This window comes from Umezawaea endophytica (assembly GCF_025061645.1).
In the GTDB taxonomy this organism is placed as follows: domain Bacteria; phylum Actinomycetota; class Actinomycetes; order Mycobacteriales; family Pseudonocardiaceae; genus Umezawaea; species Umezawaea endophytica.
Genome location: NZ_JANYMP010000002.1, coordinates 796,503 through 812,859 on the forward strand (window position 1 = coordinate 796,503; position 16,357 = coordinate 812,859).

Annotated in this window: 16 protein-coding genes; 9 read left to right on the top strand and 7 right to left on the bottom strand. The window is 69.4% G+C overall.

Translation table 11 applies throughout. From position 1 onward, the window contains the following. Position 1: 1 nt before the first annotated feature. Positions 2-1,099 carry a YihY/virulence factor BrkB family protein gene (locus NZH93_RS07260; protein ID WP_259622129.1) on the bottom strand — a complete coding sequence of 366 codons (1,098 nt, stop codon included), beginning with the start codon at positions 1,097-1,099 and terminating at the stop codon, positions 2-4. A gap of 282 nt (positions 1,100-1,381) precedes the next feature. Between NZH93_RS07260 and NZH93_RS07265 the strand changes: the two genes are divergently transcribed. The 5 genes from NZH93_RS07265 to NZH93_RS07285 all read left to right on the top strand — a co-directional run bounded on the left by NZH93_RS07265 (position 1,382) and on the right by NZH93_RS07285 (position 8,068). Then, a complete protein-coding gene (locus tag NZH93_RS07265; RefSeq protein WP_259622130.1) occupies positions 1,382-3,115 on the top strand; it encodes a DEAD/DEAH box helicase in 1,734 nt (577 codons plus the stop codon). Between the two features lie 338 nt (positions 3,116-3,453). Then, positions 3,454-4,581, top strand: coding sequence for a sugar ABC transporter substrate-binding protein (locus NZH93_RS07270; protein WP_259622131.1), 1,128 nt, complete (start codon positions 3,454-3,456; stop codon positions 4,579-4,581). 95 nt (positions 4,582-4,676) lie between these two features. Beyond that, the gene (locus NZH93_RS07275) at positions 4,677-5,450 is read left to right on the top strand and encodes an ATP-binding cassette domain-containing protein (protein ID WP_259622132.1); all 774 of its coding nucleotides are present in this window, start codon (positions 4,677-4,679) and stop codon (positions 5,448-5,450) included. Between the two features lie 17 nt (positions 5,451-5,467). Next, the gene (locus NZH93_RS07280) at positions 5,468-6,889 is read left to right on the top strand and encodes a sugar ABC transporter permease (RefSeq protein ID WP_259622133.1); all 1,422 of its coding nucleotides are present in this window, start codon (positions 5,468-5,470) and stop codon (positions 6,887-6,889) included. 6 nt (positions 6,890-6,895) lie between these two features. After that, complete coding sequence (locus NZH93_RS07285) at positions 6,896-8,068, top strand: ROK family transcriptional regulator (RefSeq protein WP_259622134.1); 1,173 nt, start codon at positions 6,896-6,898, stop codon at positions 8,066-8,068. A 101-nt stretch (positions 8,069-8,169) separates the two neighbouring features. Here NZH93_RS07285 and NZH93_RS07290 read toward each other — a convergent pair whose 3' ends face one another. The 3 genes from NZH93_RS07290 to ppgK all read right to left on the bottom strand — a co-directional run bounded on the left by NZH93_RS07290 (position 8,170) and on the right by ppgK (position 11,229). Further along, a complete protein-coding gene (locus NZH93_RS07290) occupies positions 8,170-8,352 on the bottom strand; it encodes a DUF7455 domain-containing protein (RefSeq protein WP_106196729.1) in 183 nt (60 codons plus the stop codon). A 569-nt stretch (positions 8,353-8,921) separates the two neighbouring features. Then, the gene (locus NZH93_RS07295) at positions 8,922-10,262 is read right to left on the bottom strand and encodes an RNA polymerase sigma factor (protein ID WP_372506585.1); all 1,341 of its coding nucleotides are present in this window, start codon (positions 10,260-10,262) and stop codon (positions 8,922-8,924) included. A 205-nt stretch (positions 10,263-10,467) separates the two neighbouring features. Next, the gene (gene ppgK, locus NZH93_RS07300) at positions 10,468-11,229 is read right to left on the bottom strand and encodes a polyphosphate--glucose phosphotransferase (RefSeq protein WP_276022802.1); all 762 of its coding nucleotides are present in this window, start codon (positions 11,227-11,229) and stop codon (positions 10,468-10,470) included. Positions 11,230-11,324: 95 nt separating this feature from the next. Between ppgK and NZH93_RS07305 the strand changes: the two genes are divergently transcribed. Continuing rightward, positions 11,325-12,128: an inositol monophosphatase family protein gene (locus NZH93_RS07305; RefSeq protein WP_259622136.1), complete on the top strand. Its 804-nt coding sequence runs from the start codon at positions 11,325-11,327 to the stop codon at positions 12,126-12,128. Between the two features lie 91 nt (positions 12,129-12,219). Here NZH93_RS07305 and cei read toward each other — a convergent pair whose 3' ends face one another. Beyond that, complete coding sequence (gene cei, locus NZH93_RS07310) at positions 12,220-12,951, bottom strand: envelope integrity protein Cei (RefSeq protein ID WP_372506586.1); 732 nt, start codon at positions 12,949-12,951, stop codon at positions 12,220-12,222. Positions 12,952-13,390: 439 nt separating this feature from the next. Between cei and NZH93_RS07315 the strand changes: the two genes are divergently transcribed. Continuing rightward, a complete protein-coding gene (locus NZH93_RS07315) occupies positions 13,391-13,690 on the top strand; it encodes a DUF4193 domain-containing protein (protein WP_106196725.1) in 300 nt (99 codons plus the stop codon). A 79-nt stretch (positions 13,691-13,769) separates the two neighbouring features. Here the strand turns inward: NZH93_RS07315 and NZH93_RS07320 are convergent, their stop codons facing one another. Further along, positions 13,770-14,231 carry a DUF3093 domain-containing protein gene (locus NZH93_RS07320; RefSeq protein ID WP_259622138.1) on the bottom strand — a complete coding sequence of 154 codons (462 nt, stop codon included), beginning with the start codon at positions 14,229-14,231 and terminating at the stop codon, positions 13,770-13,772. A gap of 24 nt (positions 14,232-14,255) precedes the next feature. On the opposite strand from NZH93_RS07320, the gene dut reads away from it, so the two are divergent. After that, complete coding sequence (gene dut / locus NZH93_RS07325; protein WP_259622185.1) at positions 14,256-14,750, top strand: dUTP diphosphatase; 495 nt, start codon at positions 14,256-14,258, stop codon at positions 14,748-14,750. Positions 14,751-14,756: 6 nt separating this feature from the next. Next, entirely contained in the window at positions 14,757-15,386 is a 630-nt protein-coding gene (locus NZH93_RS07330) for a DUF3710 domain-containing protein (protein WP_259622139.1), read from the top strand. A gap of 183 nt (positions 15,387-15,569) precedes the next feature. Here NZH93_RS07330 and NZH93_RS07335 read toward each other — a convergent pair whose 3' ends face one another. Then, positions 15,570-16,262, bottom strand: coding sequence for an alpha/beta fold hydrolase (locus NZH93_RS07335; protein WP_308214175.1), 693 nt, complete (start codon positions 16,260-16,262; stop codon positions 15,570-15,572). Positions 16,263-16,357 lie beyond the last annotated feature (95 nt).

A 16,357-nucleotide genomic window follows, 5' to 3' on the forward strand; every position in this document is an offset into this window, starting at 1 on the left:
GTCAGTTCTGCGGGCTCCTGGGCGGCACGACCAGCGGTGTCGTGTGGTTGGTGTCCGCGGGTGAGGACGCGGTGCCCCGGTCGGGAGCGGGCTCTTCGGGGGGCGTGGACCCCCGGTCCTCGTCGGCCCTGATCCGCTCGGCCGTCCGCTCCATCTCCAGCCTGCGCCACCGCCGCCGCTGCCGCCGGGTCATCCTGGCGGGCCACATGTCCTGGATCGCGCTGTTGAAGTACGCGCCGATGGTGATCGCCAGGCCGATGAAGTACGCGAACAGCAGGAACGCGATGGGCGTCGCCAGCGCGCCGTAGGTGTAGCCGGTGGTGGTGATCCACTGGATGTAGAGCCGCAACCCGATGCTGGAGGCCAGGAACACGGCCATCGCCAGCACGGCGCCCGGTACGAGTCGGTGCCACGGGAGCTTCCGCGGCAGCGACAGCTTGTACAGGGTGGCGAGCGCGAGGATCAGCAGCACGCCAAGGCCGGGGTAGTAGAAGACGCCGATCCAGTACGACACGGTGTTCTGCCAGCTCGTCGGCAGGAACTCGGTCAGCAGTTCCGGGCCTAGCGCGAGCACGGGCAGCCCGACGATCAGCAGCACCAGGCTGGCCATGTACAGCAGCAGCGCGAAGATCCGCTGCCACACCTCGTTCCGCACGCCGTACTGGTCGTGCGCCACGGTGATCGCGTCGACGAACGACGACATGGCCGACGAGCCCGCCCACAGCGAGATCACGAAACCGATCGAGACGATCTCGCCCTTGCCGGTTGTGAGGATCTGGTCGACCGTCGGCTCGATCACCCCGGACACCACGTCGCCGCTGAAGATCGTGCGGCAGAAGCCGATGATCTTCTCCTTGACCTGGCTCACGACCTCCGGGCCGAGCCAGTCGCCGAGGTAGCCCATGCTGCCGAGCAGGCCGAGCAGCAGCGGGGGGAACGACAGGGTCTGCCAGAACGCGGCCTCGGCCGCCTCGGAGAACAGGTTGCCCTGCCACGCCTTCTGGAGCGTGCGTGCCAAGAGACGCCCTGGCCCACGGCGCACCGGCTCCTGCGCGGTGGTGGGCGAGGAGCGCCTGCTGTCGTCGGTCGGCAAACTCATCGCGAGGTCAAGCATGGTGCATGGCGGGAGGTTTCGCGGCACTGGCGGGCCGGACACGGGAGGTCGTGACACTGGTGTGACGAAGTTGCCCGCTGTTCCCACCTGGTGGTTTCCCCTTCGCGACGGCCCGAAGTCGCCATCGGTGTCGGGCGGTCCCGCCGTGAACGGGTAGGCTGAACGCTGCCCTCACCGGGCTCCCGCGCTGTCGCGGGACATCACCGGACTGAGGGCATTCGCCTGTCACAGCACACCTTTGACCTGCGCTGAAGGAGCGATGAGTTCGTGGCACAGCCCGACACGCAGGTTGTCGAGTCCCCGGCTGCCCAGCGCCCGCTGCGGGCGTGGCAGCGGCGGGCGCTGACGAAGTACCTGGCGGCGAAGCCGAAGGACTTCCTGGCGGTGGCGACGCCCGGCGCGGGCAAGACCACGTTCGGCCTGCGGGTCGCGGCCGAACTGCTGGCCGATCGGACGGTCGAGTCGATCACCATCGTCGCGCCGACCGAGCACCTCAAGCACCAGTGGGCGCAGGCGGCGGCCGCGGTGGGCATCGCGATCGACTCGAACTTCCGCAACACCAACGCCGTCACCTCCCGCGACTACCACGGTGTCGCGGTGACGTACGCGCAGGTCGCGGCTCACCCGACGCTGCACCGGGTGCGCACCGAGAACCGCAAGACGCTGGTGATGCTGGACGAGGTCCACCACGGCGGCGACGCGAAGTCGTGGGGCGACGCGATCCGCGAGGCGTTCACGCCCGCCGTGCGGCGGCTGTCGCTGACCGGGACCCCGTTCCGCAGCGACGACTCGCCCATCCCGTTCATCTCGTACGCCCCCGGCGGCGACGGCCTGATGCGCAGCCAGCCCGACCACTCCTACGGCTACTCCGACGCGCTGCGCGACGGCGTGGTCCGGCCGGTGATCTTCCTGGCGTACTCCGGCGAGGCGAGCTGGCGCACCAGCGCGGGCGAGGAGTTCACCGCCCGGCTCGGCGAGCCGCTGACGACGGAGCAGACCGCGCGGGCGTGGCGCACGGCGCTGGACCCGAGCGGCGACTGGATCAAGTCGGTGATCACCTCCGCCGACACGCGCCTGACCCAGTTGCGCAACGGCGGCATGCCCGACGCGGGCGCGATGATCATCGCCACCGACCAGGCGACCGCGAAGGCGTACGCGGAGGTCCTGGAGCGCGTCACCGGCCACACGGCGACCGTCGTGCTGTCGGACGACCCCAAGGCGTCCGGGCGCATCGCCGAGTTCTCCCGGACGACCGAGCGCTGGCTGATCGCGGTCCGGATGGTGTCCGAGGGCGTCGACGTGCCGCGGCTCGCCGTCGGCGTCTACGCGACCAGCTCGTCCACCCCGCTGTTCTTCGCCCAGGCCATCGGTCGGTTCGTGCGCCAGCGCGCCAAGGGCGAGACGGCCAGCGTGTTCCTGCCGAGCGTCCCGGTGCTGCTGGGGCTCGCCAGCGAGCTGGAGCAGCAGCGCGATCACATCCTCGGCAAGCCGCACCGCGAGAAGGAGGGCTGGGACGACGAGCTCCTGGCCGACGCGAACCGGACGAAGGACGAGGAGGGCGAGGAGGAGAAGGCGTTCACCTCGCTCGGCGCCTCGGCCGAGCTGGACCAGGTCATCTACGACGGGTCCTCGTTCGGTACGGCCGCGTTCCACGGCAGCGACGACGAGCAGGAGTACCTGGGCCTGCCCGGCCTCCTGGAGCCCGACCAGGTGCGCGCGCTGCTGCGGCAGCGCCAGGAGCACCAGTTGGTCGAGGTCGCGAAGCGCAAGGCCGCCGAGCCCGCGCCGCCGCCGCGCGCCGCGCGTCCCCAGGGCGTGCAGGAGCAGTTGGCCGCGTTGCGCAAGGAGCTGAACACGCTCGTCGCGATGCACCACCACCGGACCAAGAAGCCGCACGGCAAGATCCACAACGCCCTGCGCGAGCACTGCGGTGGGCCGCCCACCGCCATGGCGACGATCGAGCAGCTCGAGGAGCGCATCGCCACGCTGCGGTCCTGGTAGTTCCCAGGTCCGTTTTGTCGGGTGTTCGTTGCCCGCGCGTCATCTGTTCGCCCACCGGTTCCCGCGCGTTCGCCCGCCGGACATGGACGTGAATTCCGTTCATCATCCGTGCGCATCAAATGAGACGCTCGGCACACTGCGCAACCGGTTAATCTCACCGAGCGTGACGTCACGGTGCATTTGCAGTAGTCACATGTCGGCTTGGTTACCTCTCCGTTGCAGCATCGTGCCTTCTTTATCGATGCAGTGTGGTTCCGGTCACCCGGTCCAAGGGCATACGTTGTGCGCCACAACATTTTCTGTCCGGCCCTCGGACAGTGCAGTGAAAGGGATGGCGGATGCGCAGCAAGAGCCTCGCCCTCATCGCCGTAGGCACCGGCCTTGCCGTGGCCATGACGGCGTGCGGTGCCAACAGCTCGACCGGTGGGAGCACCACCACCGGCACCAGTGACACCGGTAGCGCGGCAGGCGGCGCGAAGGTCGGCGTGATCCTTCCGGAGACCGCGTCCTCCGCTCGCTGGGAGGGCTTCGACAAGCCCCTCCTCACCGCCGCGCTCAAGGCCGAAGGCCTCGACGCGGACATCCAGAACGCGCAGGGTGACAACCAGAAGTTCACCACCCTGGCCGACGGCATGATCAACGCAGGCGTCAAGGTCCTCATCATCGCGTCCCCGGACTCCTCCGTGGGTGCCGCCGTGGCGGCCAAGGCCGATGCCCAGGGCATCCCGGTCATCGACTACGACCGCTTGAACCTCGGCGGCACGTCGAAGTACTACGTCTCCTTCGACAACGTGAAGGTCGGCGAGCTCCAGGGCCAGGGCCTCGCGACGGCGCTGAAGGGCAAGAAGGGCGCCGAGGTCATCCAGATCGAGGGTGCCCCGACCGACAACAACGCCACGCTGTTCACCGAGGGCCAGGAGAAGATCCTCAAGCCGCTCTACAACTCCGGTGACCTGAAGCTCGTGCAGTCCCAGCCGATCGAGAAGTGGGACAACGCGATCGGTGGCACCGTCTTCGAGCAGATCCTGACCGGCAACGGCCAGAAGGTGGACGGCGTCGTCGCCGCCAACGACGGTCTCGCAGGCGCGGTCATCACCGTGCTGAAGAAGTTCGGCCTCAACGGCAAGGTGCCGGTCACCGGCCAGGACGCCACCCCGGACGGCCTCCAGGCCGTGCTCCGCGGCGACCAGTACATGACCGTCTTCAAGCCGATCAAGGCCGAGGCCGAGGCCACCGCCAAGCTGGCCGGTCTCCTGGCCAAGGGTGACACCGCGGGCGCCGACAAGATCGCCACCGGCAAGACCAAGGACACCACCGCGAACCGCGACGTCCCGTCGGTCCTGCTCGACGCGCAGCTCATCACCAAGGACAAGGTCAAGAGCGTCGTGGACGCGGGCGCCGTCAAGGCCTCCGAGATCTGCGTCGCCGACCTCGCCGCGGTCTGCACCGAGCTCGGCATCAAGTAGCCATCCGCTTCACCGCAACCGCCGCGGTGGGTGCCAGCCCCCGACTGGCACCCACCGCGGTTTCCGCCGCAGGACCCATGTTTTGGAGGACAGCCGTGAGCGAGCCGATTCTCGAGCTGCGCGGCATCAACAAGAGCTTCGGACCCGTGCACGTGCTGCACGACATCGACTTCACCGTGCGGGCCGGAGAGGTCACCGCACTCGTGGGTGACAACGGCGCGGGCAAGTCGACGATGGTCAAGTCCATCGCGGGCATCCACCCGATCGACTCGGGTGAAGTGCTGTTCGAAGGTCAACCGGTCACCATCCACAGCCCCCGCGAAGCGGCCGACTACGGCATCGAGGTCGTCTACCAGGACCTCGCGCTGTGCGAGAACCTGGACATCGTCCAGAACATGTTCCTCGGTCGTGAACGGGGCAAGTACGGGCTGCTCGACGAGGCCGACATGGAGCAGGCGGCGCGCAAGACGCTCGCCTCGCTGTCCGTGCGCACCGTGAAGTCCGTCCGCACGCCTGTCGCGTCGCTCTCCGGCGGCCAGCGGCAGACCGTGGCCATCGCCAAGTCCGTGCTGTGGGACAGCAAGGTCGTGCTCCTCGACGAGCCGACCGCGGCACTCGGCGTGGCGCAGACCCGCCAGGTGCTCGACCTGGTCCGCAGGCTCGCCGAACAGGGCCTCGGAGTGGTGCTCATCAGCCACAACATGAACGACGTCTTCGAGGTGTCCGACCGCATCGCCTGCCTGTACCTGGGGCGCATGGCGGCTCAGCTACCGACGAAGGACGTCACCCACGGACAGGTGGTCGAGCTGATCACCGCTGGTCGCTCCGGCGACCTGGGCATCGCCCGCCCGGAATCCGCGACCATCTGATGCCCGAGGAACAGAGCATGACTGACACCCCTACCGGCGAGAAGGCCCCCGACTCCGGGGCCATTTCCGACTTCGGCATCGACACGACCTCCAAGTCCGCTGGCGAGGCGCTCAGGGAGTACGTGGCCAAGGTCCGCGGCGGCGACTTCGGTTCGCTGCCCGCACTGCTCGGCCTGCTCGTGCTGGTGATCTTCTTCGGCACGCAGTCGGAGACCTTCCTGACACTGGGCAACATCTCGAACCTGCTGGCGCAGGGCGCGGGCATCGTGATCATCGCGATGGGCCTCGTCTTCGTCCTGCTGCTCGGTGAGATCGACCTGTCCGCGGGCACGGCGTCCGGTGTGGCCGCCTCCGTGATGGCGCTGCACCTGGTGAAGGACGGCAACATGCTGTCCGCCTTCGGTGACGGCGTCTTCTACATCACCTGCGGCTTCATGCTGATCGCGGCCGTGCTGTCCGCACTGCTGCGCATCTGGCCGGGTGTCGTGCTCCCGGTCATCGGCCTCGTGATCCTCCTGCTCGGCGTGCCGCCGAACGCGTGGATCGAGATGCTGCTGGCGCTGTGCATCGGCACCTCGATCGGCAGCCTCACCGGCTACCTCGTTGCCAAGGTCGGCATCCCGTCCTTCGTCGTGACGCTCGCGCTGTTCCTGGCGTGGGGCGGCGTGACGCTGAAGTACATCGGCCAGGGCGGCACGCTGCCCATCCGCAACGACAAGGTGCTGTTCAACGTCGCCAACGGCAACCTGGACACCACCGGGAGCTGGGTGCTGTTCCTGCTGGCCGCGGGCGGTTACACGGCCGTGGTGCTCAACCGGCACTTCTCCCGGCTGCGCAGGGGCCTCGTCGCCCAGCCCACGCCGCTCGTGCTGATCAAGGTCGGCACGGTGATCCTGCTCGGCGCGGTCGCCACCGTCCTGCTCACGCAGAACCGCGCGGTCAACCCGAACGTGATCATCCTCGGCGTGCCGTACGTGGTGCCGATCGTCCTGGTGCTGCTCACGGTGGGCACCTTCGTGCTCGACCGCACCGGCTACGGCAGGCACATCTACGCGGTCGGCGGCAACGCCGAAGCCGCCCGGCGCGCGGGCATCAACGTGCCCAAGATCCGGATGAGCGTCTTCGTGATCGCCTCGTCGGTCGCCGCGCTCGGCGCCATCGTGTACTCCTCGAAGATCGGCTCGGTTTCCCCCAGCTCCGGCGCGGGCAACACGCTGCTCTTCGCGGTCGGCGCCGCCGTCATCGGTGGTACCTCGCTGTTCGGCGGCAAGGGTCGACTGCGCGACGCGGTCATCGGTGGCGCGGTCATCGCGATCATCGAGAACGGCCTCGGCCTGCTCAAGCAGGAGGCGGCGGTGGTCTCCATCGTCACCGGCCTCGTGCTGCTGCTGGCCGCCAGCGTGGATGCGTTGTCGCGTCGTCGTTCGGCCGCTTCGTAGCAAGCGGTGACGTCACCGACCGCGGGAGCCAGGCCGGACGAGGTCCGCAGGCACAACCGCACGGCGCTCCTGCGCCGGTTGCACGTCGACGGTCCGTCCACCAGGGCGTCGCTGGCGGCTGAGCTCGGGCTCAACCGCAGCACGATCAAGGCCCTGGTGGACGGGCTCGCCGAAACCGGGGTGGTCGCCGAACGCGTACCCGCGCAACGCAGCGGGGCAGGCAGGCCTTCGCTGCTGGTCCTCCCCCAGCCCCACGCCGCCGTGGTACTGGCCATCGACATCCGCGTCGAGCAGGTGGCCATGGCGATGGTGGGGCTGGGCGGGGAGATCATCGGCCGGGATAGCTGGAACCTGCACACCCGCACCCGCGATCCCCGCGAGGTCATCACCCACATCGTCGAGTCGGCGAAGCTGCTCAGCGACGAACTGGACCTCCAGCCCGTCGCGGTCGGCGTCTCCGTCTCCGGTGTGGTCCGCCGGTCCGACGGCTGGGTGCACGAGGCGCCGAACCTGCACTGGACGAACGTCGCGTTGGGCGAACGCCTCAGCGCCGTGATGGAACTCCCGGTGCAGGTCGGCAACGACGCCGAACTGGGCGCGCTGGCCGAGCACGTCCGCGGCGCCGCCCGAGGCGCGTCGGACATGGTCTACATCTCCGCCGACGTCGGGGTCGGCGGAGGCGTGATCTCCAACGGCTCACCGCTGCGCGGCACCGGCGGCTACGTGGGCGAACTGGGGCACATGGTCGTCCGACCCGGCGGTCTGCCGTGCTACTGCGGCTGCGAGGGCTGCTGGGAGACGGAAGTCGGCGAAGCCGCCCTCTGCCGAGCGCTCGCACTGCCGGTCAACGCCTCCCGCGGCGCCGTCGTCGCCGAACTTCGCTCGCTCGCCACGGACCCCGACAACGTCATGCACCGCCTGGGGGAGTTCACCGAGTGGCTGGCCGTCGGCCTGGTCACCGTGGTGAACATGCTCGGCCCGGAGCTGGTCGTGCTGGGCGACCTGTTCACCGCCCTGCCGGAACCGGTGGTCGCCGAGGTCAGGGCCGTCGTGCAGCGCCGCAGCCTGGTCAGCAGGGCCGTCGGGGGCACCCGCATCCTCAGCTCACCGCTGGGCCGCGACGCCAAGCTGGTGGGCGCGGCCGAAGCGGCCTTCGAACCCGTGCTCGGCACCGTGTAGCGGGCGCGAGAAGCCCCCTGAACGCGAGGGGGGCGGGGATCCTCTCGGATCCCCGCCCCGGAACGGCAAGGGTGCTTGAGGGCCACACACGGCCCCGATTGTTAGCCCTGCTGAAGTTCGGCAGCGAGCTCGCGCAGCTTCGTGCTGTGCTCACGGGCGTGGTGCCCGCAGAACAGCAGTTCGCCCCCGGAGGGGAGTACGGCGCGAACCTGGGCAGCAGCCCCGCAGCGGTCGCAGCGGTCGGCAGCGGTCAACTCGGGGCGGGTGAGCGTGGGTGTAGTCATTAGAGTCTCCCTCCGTCCCGGCACCGAGGATTTCGGTGCCCTCTTACCAAGCTGCGACCACTACGCATCTGGCTGGTGCGCGGTGCTCGCTGGCTCCACTCTCTCAGACGTTCGCGCGGAAGTCAGTGTTCCCGTCGACGTGGCGACGCGCGTCACTCGCGATTTACCCACTCGTCGGTGCGCCGAACCGGCCCGAACGCCGATTCGCGGGGTTCAACATCACTTTCCGCAGTCGTGGCAACGGTTTCAGACCAGGCGTTTTGGGGGCCGAAGGCCTCGGATTGCTCCAACTGGTGGGACCCTTGCGGCCGTTGGTGTGATCGATAACACTTTGGTCAGCCCACAGCGAACACGGCCCCGGATTCCACCATTCGGACGCGGTTCGAGCCGTTCACCAGACGTTCAGAGACCTCGCCGTGACCTCCGCGAGCTGCCGACCAGCGAACTCCGCGCCCGAAATGCCGCGTTCGGCGGCCGGTGGACCGCTCCGCACCTCGAACGGGTGTGCGGTCGGCGCGACACGGCGATGGCCCCGCACCGAAGTGCGGGGCCATCGCCGGTTTTCGCGTCTAGTCCAGGTAGTCGCGCAGGACCTGCGAGCGCGACGGGTGGCGCAGCTTGGACATCGTCTTCGACTCGATCTGCCTGATCCGCTCACGGGTGACCCCGTAGACCTGGCCGATCTCGTCCAACGTCCGCGGCTGGCCGTCGGTGAGGCCGAAGCGCAGGCGGACGACGCCCGCTTCGCGCTCGGACAGCGTGGCCAGCACCGACTGGAGCTGGTCCTGGAGCAGGGTGAACGACACCGCGTCCACGGCCACGACGGCCTCGGAGTCCTCGATGAAGTCGCCGAGCTGGCTGTCGCCCTCGTCGCCGATCGTCTGGTCCAGCGAGATGGGCTCCCGAGCGTACTGCTGGATCTCCAGCACCTTCTCGGGGGTGATGTCCATTTCCTTGGCGAGCTCCTCGGGCGTGGGCTCGCGGCCCAGGTCCTGGAGGAGTTCACGCTGTATGCGGCCGAGCTTGTTGATGACCTCCACCATGTGCACCGGGATGCGGATGGTGCGGGCCTGGTCGGCCATGGCGCGGGTGATGGCCTGGCGGATCCACCACGTCGCGTAGGTCGAGAACTTGTAGCCCTTGGTGTAGTCGAACTTCTCGACCGCGCGGATCAGACCGAGGTTGCCCTCCTGGATCAGGTCCAGGAACGCCATGCCACGGCCGGTGTAGCGCTTGGCCAGCGAGACCACGAGGCGGAGGTTGGCCTCCAGCAGGTGGTTCTTGGCGCGCTCGCCGTCCCGGACGATCCACCGCAGGTCGCGGCGCATCTGGGGGGTGAGCTTCTCGTTCTCGTCCTCGGCCCGGCGCACCCGCTCCGCCGCGTAGAGGCCCGCCTCGATCCGCTTGGCGAGTTCGACCTCCTCCTCGGCGTTGAGGAGCGCGACCTTGCCGATCTGCTTCAGGTAGGCGCGGACCGAGTCGGCGGAGGCGGTGAGCTCGGCGTCCTTGCGGGCTTGCCGCAGGGCCTCCGACTCCTCCTCGTCCCAGACGAAGTCGCCTTCGCCGGGCTTCTTCTCGTCCTCGGCCTCTTCGGGTTCGTCGACGACGGGCTCGTCCACGATGACCACGTCCTCGCCCAGGTCCTCGTCACCGGGAGCGGCTTCGAGGTCGTCCGGCTCGTCGCCGTCCTTCTTCGTCTTGGCGGGACCGGCCTTGGCGGCGGTCTTGCGAGGCGCCTTGGCCGCCGTCTTGCCAGCCGCCGCAGTCTTCGCCGCGGCGGGCTTGCGAGCCGGAGCCTTGCGGGCCGAGGCGGCCTTGGGGGTCTCCTCAGACTCACCGGCTGCGGCCGAGGTCGTCTTCGCGGCGCTCGTGGTGCTGGAGCGTCGGGTTGCGGTTTCTGCGGCTGCCACGTACGCCCTTTCGCGACTGTCGATCACGGCGATCCGAAGGGCGCGAAACCTCGGACGCCAGAGTTCGGGGGAGAGCCCGCCGAAGCCATCCGGCGGGGCACCGTTCCATTGTAACGACGAGAATCGCGTGCTGTTGCGCCCCGCTTGCCTTAGAGGGGGTTGAACAGGTGTTCCCGCAGCTAGATCGTGTAAGGGATTTTCCGGATCAGTGCTTGATCCCCTGCGCGGCGGCCGCCGCGGCGCCCACGATGCCCGCGTCGTTCTTCAACGCCGCGGCGACGACTTCGGTGCGCACTTCGAGGAGCGGCAACCACTTGTCGGCCTTCTTGCTGACCCCTCCGCCCGCGATCACCAGATCCGGCCAGATGAGGTTCTCCAGGACGCCCACGTAGCGCGAGACGCGGGGCGCCCACTCCGCCCACGACAGCCCCTTGTCCTCCTTGACGGACGCGGCGGCCTTCGACTCGGCGTCGTGCCCGTCGACCTCCAGGTGGCCGAACTCGGTGTTGGGGACGAGCTGGCCGTCGAGGAACAGCGCGCTGCCGATGCCCGTGCCGAACGTCAGCAGCACGACCAGCCCGTCGCGGTTCACGCCCGCGCCGAACTTCATCTCCGCCATGCCCGCCGCGTCAGCGTCGTTCAGCACCACGACGTCCTCGACCGGCTTGCCGAGCCGCTTCGCGAACAGCGCGCGGGCGTCCGTGTCCACCCAGTGCTTGGACACGTTCGCGGCGGTCAGCGCGACACCGTGCTTGACCACGCAGGGGAGCGTGATGCCGACGGGACCGGTCCACTCGAACTTCGCGACGATCTCGGCCACCACGTCGGCCACCGCCTCGGGCGTCGACGGTTGGGGCGTGGCGATCCTCAACCGCTCCCCGTCCAGTGCTCCTGCTTCCAGGTCGACCAGGCCGCCCTTGATGCCGGAGCCGCCGATGTCCACACCGAACCCGCGGGTAATGCCCATCCCCGGTGGCCTTCCTACTCGATTCAGTAACCGTGGCCGCAGACACTAGCCTGAGCACCCCAGATAGTCCCGCGAGAGTGACGTAGGTGGAACAGTTGAGTTTCGATCCTCGCCCGCTGGTCGACGTCGCGGTCACCGTCGCGCAAGAGGCCGCGGACCTCGTGCGACGCACCAGGCACGCCGCCGTCGCCGCTCAGGTGGACACGAAGAGCACCGCCACCGACGTGGTCACGGAGGCCGACAGGGCCTCTGAGCAGCTCGTTCGCGACCGACTCGCGGTCATGCGCCCCGGTGAGCCGGTGATCGGCGAGGAGGAGGGCGGCAGCGCCGCCGTCGAGGGGCTCACGTGGGTCGTGGACCCGATCGACGGGACCGTGAACTACCTGTACGGACTACCGCACTACGCCGTGTCGATCGCCGCGCAGCTCGACGGCGTGTCGGTGGCGGGGGTGGTCGTGGAACCGGTCAGCGGCCGGGTCTGGACGGCCGCCCGCGGCCACGGGTCCTACCTGGACGGAACCCGGCTGGGGGTCTCCGCCGCCACCCGCCTCGACCTCTCCCTGGTCGGCTACGGCTTCGCGTACCGGCCGGAACGCCGTCAGCGCCAGGCGACGACCTGGGCGGCCCTGTCGACCAGGGTCCGGGACATCCGCCGGGCCGGTGCGGCGTCGCTGGACCTGTGCGCGGTCGCCGCGGGATGGCTCGACGCCTACGCGGAGCACGCGCTCGGCCGGTGGGACTGGGCCGCGGGCGCGCTGGTCGCCAGCGAGGCGGGCGCCGTCGTGCACCTGCCCGGTGAGGACCCGGAGCTGGGGGAGGACGCCACGTTCGCCGCCACCCCGGCCATCGCGACCGAACTGCGCGCGGCACTGGTGGAGTGCGGGTTCGGCCTGGTGTGAGCCGCCCCGACCTTCGAGGTCCCGGACAGCGCGAAGCCCTCACCACCGAGGTGGTGAGGGCTTCGCGGCAGTCAGGTGCGGTGGAGCCGGCCTAGCAGTGCACGTCCCGAGCCGCCGTCACGTTCGACGCCACCACGGTGGGCGCCCCGGCCTCGGCGGCCTGGCCACCGGCCTGCTCGGGCTGCTGCGCGGCCCAGTCGGCGAGCTGGTCCATCACCTTGCGGGCGTTGTGGTTCGGCTTGATCTCGTCGAACTTCTTGCCGACGGCGATGTCGACCGTCGCGTCCTGCCGCTCGTCCCTGACCAGCTCCAGGCACGGGTCGATCAGGCTCAACGTGCGCGCCGCGCCCGCTCCCGGAGCCCCGAACCGGATCTGGCCCCGGCAGGTCATGTCACCCGCCGGGTACACCGGGTCGTTGTCCGGCTCGGCGGCCTGCTTCAGGCCCAGCTCGGTCAAGGTCGTCGCGACGAACCTGGCCAGGTTCCGCTGGGTGCTCGCGTTGAACACCCGGAACTGGATGTCCGCCACCGGCACCGGATCAGTCCGGTCCAGCGCGTCGTGCGCCAGCACGTTGCCCAGCTTCGGGGCCTCGACCGGCGACGCGGCGGGATCGGCGGGTGGCGCCGACGACGACGGCGCGGGCGCGCTCCCCGGTGTGTTGCACCGGATCGCCAGGTCCACGTCGTTCGCCGTGTTCAGGACTTTCGCCCAGACGAACACCGCTCCGAAGGCCAAGATCACGAAGAGGACGAGCGCCGGTAGCGGTCGCCGCCGCCTGTACCGCGACAGCCCGCTGTTCCCCGTAGTGCTCGCGGGTCCCACGTCCGCCGACCTCCCCTGGCGTTGTCCCCATGTGCTCGCCGTATTCCAGCCTATGTCGTCCGCGACCATCCCGCGTCCCCGACCGGCTGGTAGCCGCCCGCAATCACCCGGTAGCGGAGGGTTCACCGCCGCCGGAGCGCCGCGAACGGCCGCGACGGATGGGCCGGAGCCCACGTACAGCCTATCGGGCCAGCGTACGTGGGTCCTGTCACCCTTCTGCTCATTTAGGGGGAACCCGATGCGCTACCCCCGTATCGGTGAGCTACCCTCTGCGCGCTCCGGGACCGTTGAGTCACCAGAAGCGTCGACTAGCAGGGGGTTGGCGCTCGACGACCGGGGCGAGACCCCCGTCACTGGACGACGGGGCACAAAAAGGGGCGCTGGGACGTTAACCAGCGACACGAACACAGTCTCCGTAGACCGCAGGGGTGAAAACAGAATGGCGACCGACTACGACGCGCCGCGTCGCAGCGAGGCCGATGAGCTCGCTGAAGACTCTCTCGAGGAGCTGAAGGCGCGGCGCAACGAAACGCAGTCCGGCGTAGTCGATGTCGACGAGGACGCGACTGCCGAAAACTTCGAGCTGCCAGGTGCCGACCTGTCCGGTGAGGAACTCACCTTCAAGGTCCTGCCGAAGCAAGCCGACGAGTTCACGTGTTCCAAGTGCTTCCTGGTGCACCACCGCAGCAGGCTCGCCGAGGAGCACAACGGGCAGTACATCTGCCGCGACTGCGCCTGATCCAGTACCGGCGTCACCCGAACAGCACCACAAGAACGACACTGGGCGCTCACCCGAAGGGGTGGCGCCCAGTCGCGTTTCACTTCTTCAGCAGTTCCGCGAGCCGGTCGGCGTGGCGGACGCTGAACAGCCAGTAGGGCGTGGGGTCCTCCGGGTCCTCCAGCGCCACCTTCACCATCGGCCCGATCCAGCCGCGGTGCGCGACGAACGCCGCCGGGTCCAGGTTCGGGCCCATCGCCTTCCGCTTGGTCTTGGCGGTGAACACCTCGACCTCGCCGAGCAGTTCCAGCGGCACGTGGGCGTCACCGATCCGCAGCTCACCGCCGCTGACCTCGACCTTCAGCGAGCCGAGCCGCACGATCAGCAGCAGGGCCAGCGGGACGATGATCACGTACGGCAGCCAGGACCGGACGCCGGGGAAGCCCATGTGGATCTCCGCGGCCAGCAGCACCGCGGCGGTCACCGGCAGCAGCCAGCCCCACCACGGGACGTAGAGCCGCTCTTTGAAGGCACTTGGGGCGGTCACAGCACTCTCGCTCACGTGTGCAGGGTAATCTCGCCCGCCGTGCCCAGCGTCGAGGTCTTGCTGTCCCGGCTCGATCCAGGAGTCCCACCGCCGTCGTATGCCCGTCCGGGTGACGCGGGCGCCGACCTGGTCACCACCCAGGACGTGGTGATAGAGCCTGGGGAGCGAGCGGTGGTCGGCACCGGCATCGCTATCGCACTGCCCGAGGGGTATGCGGGGTTCGTGCACCCGCGGTCCGGTCTCGCGGCGAGGGTGGGGCTCAGCGTGGTCAACACCCCCGGAACCATCGACGCGGGCTACCGCGGCGAGATCAAGATCTGCCTCGTGAACCACGACCTCCGCGAGCCGATCAGGCTCACACGGGGCGACCGCATCGCTCAGCTCGTGGTGCAACGGGTCGAGCACGTCGTGTTCCGCGAGGTCGAAGAACTACCGGGCTCCGAGCGGGGCGCGGGTGGGTACGGCTCCACCGGCGGGCACGGCGTGCTCGCGGCGGCGGCGAAGGCCGACGCCATGCAGAGGACAGAGGGGTAGACGCAGATGTTCGGACGGCGCCGCAAGCGGGGCAGGCACGCGACGAACCGGGAGACCGCGCAGCAGGACGCGGAGTTCGACGGCGATGATCTCGACTACGCCGATGACGGTCCCTACGACGAACCGGAAGCCCCCAAGGACAACGTCAACCGGCTGGACCTCGGGTCCGTGAGGCTCCCGGTGCCCGACGGCGTCCAGCTCCAGGTCGAGATGGACCCGGCGGGCGCGGTGCGCGCGGTGCACCTGCTCACGCCCGCGGGGCAGCTCACGGTGAGCGCGTTCGCCGCGCCCCGCAGCGGTGGCCTCTGGAAGGAGGTCGGCGCGGAGCTGATCGCCCAGCTCAAGGAGGACGGGGCTCGGATCAACCGGGAGAACGGGCAGTGGGGTGAGGAGATCACCGCCCGGAACAGCGGTGTGCACCTGCGGTTCGTCGGGGTCGACGGGCCGCGGTGGCTGTTGCGCGGGGTGGCCGCGGGGCCGGAGGAGCAGGCGCCGGTGATCGCGGAGGCGCTGTACGAGCTGCTGCGCGGGACGATCGTGGTCCGGGGCACGCAGCCGATGCCGGTGCGGACGCCGTTGCCGATCGAGCTGCCCGAGGCCATCGCGAAGCACATCGCCGCGCAGGCTGAGGGCTGATCTTCTTGGTGGGTTTGGTGGGGTTGGTTTGGGTGCGCGACCCCGATTTTTGATTGTCTCTAGGTCCGCACCCTCTTTGTCAAGGCGGGAAAGATGCCTTGACAAAGAGGGTGCGGACCTGAGGGCGCTGGGGATCGGGGGCAAGGGGTAGGGCTGGCTCGCGCCGGCGTTGGGTCCTGCAGGTCAGGTGGCTAGAGCGGCTAGCAGGGCCAGGACTGCGGCTCGTCCCAGGGTGGTGCGGTCTGTGCCCAGCGCTGTCAGCGTCGTGGTGCGCAGGGCGGCCTTGGGGAGTGCCTTGGTCCACGATTGGGCGACCCCCAGCGGGTGAACTGGGTCGTCGTTGCAGGCGGCTACTCCTGCGGGGATGTCGAGGCCGCTCAGCTCGGCTGTCGTGGGGGCTTCGGACTTCGAGGCCGCGCGCAGGGTCGTGGCCAGTCGGTGGCCGTGTCCGCGCCAGGCGCGGGAGAGTTCCGCTCCCAGCCAGCCGTCCACCCCTACCAGCGCGTTGTCGACGCCGTCGCGGTCGACGACGGCCGCGCTCGCCCGTGCCGCCAGTGCCGCCGGGGCCTCTCCGGCGGGGCCGGACCACGCGGGCAGGGCCAGCAGCAGGCCCGCGCACCGCTCGGGGTGGCGGAGCGCCCACGAGGCCGCCACGTGCGCCCCCAGCGAGATGCCGCCGACCAGGAGCGGGCAGCCGTTCCAAGCGTCGTCCAGCGCGGCCAGGTGCTCCTCGACCGTCGTCGACTCCGGGGCGGTCAACCGCAGTCCCACCTGCGCCAACGGCTCCTCGAAGACACTGCGGACGAACACCTCGTCCGAGGCCGTGCCTGGCAGGACCACTGCGGTTGGGCCGACCAGATCGACCATCGGGCGCATCACGGGAAGGATCCTCCCCCAGTCGGATACCGGGGCCGTCGCGCCCGGTTACCCTGGAGTTGGACGGGCTTCGTCGTCGATGCCCCTTGCGATGG

What these genes read in the sequence shown, in the direction of transcription:
- NZH93_RS07330 (WP_259622139.1), top strand. Translation starts at nt 14,757, where the DNA reads ATGTTCGGACGGCGCCGCAAGCGGGGCAGGCACGCGACGAACCGGGAG.
- NZH93_RS07335 (WP_308214175.1), bottom strand. Translation starts at nt 16,262, where the DNA reads ATGCGCCCGATGGTCGATCTGGTCGGCCCAACCGCAGTGGTCCTGCCA.
- NZH93_RS07290 (WP_106196729.1), bottom strand. Translation starts at nt 8,352, where the DNA reads ATGACTACACCCACGCTCACCCGCCCCGAGTTGACCGCTGCCGACCGC.
- NZH93_RS07270 (WP_259622131.1), top strand. Translation starts at nt 3,454, where the DNA reads ATGCGCAGCAAGAGCCTCGCCCTCATCGCCGTAGGCACCGGCCTTGCC.
- ppgK (WP_276022802.1), bottom strand. Translation starts at nt 11,229, where the DNA reads ATGGGCATTACCCGCGGGTTCGGTGTGGACATCGGCGGCTCCGGCATC.
- NZH93_RS07315 (WP_106196725.1), top strand. Translation starts at nt 13,391, where the DNA reads ATGGCGACCGACTACGACGCGCCGCGTCGCAGCGAGGCCGATGAGCTC.
- NZH93_RS07260 (WP_259622129.1), bottom strand. Translation starts at nt 1,099, where the DNA reads ATGAGTTTGCCGACCGACGACAGCAGGCGCTCCTCGCCCACCACCGCG.
- NZH93_RS07280 (WP_259622133.1), top strand. Translation starts at nt 5,468, where the DNA reads ATGACTGACACCCCTACCGGCGAGAAGGCCCCCGACTCCGGGGCCATT.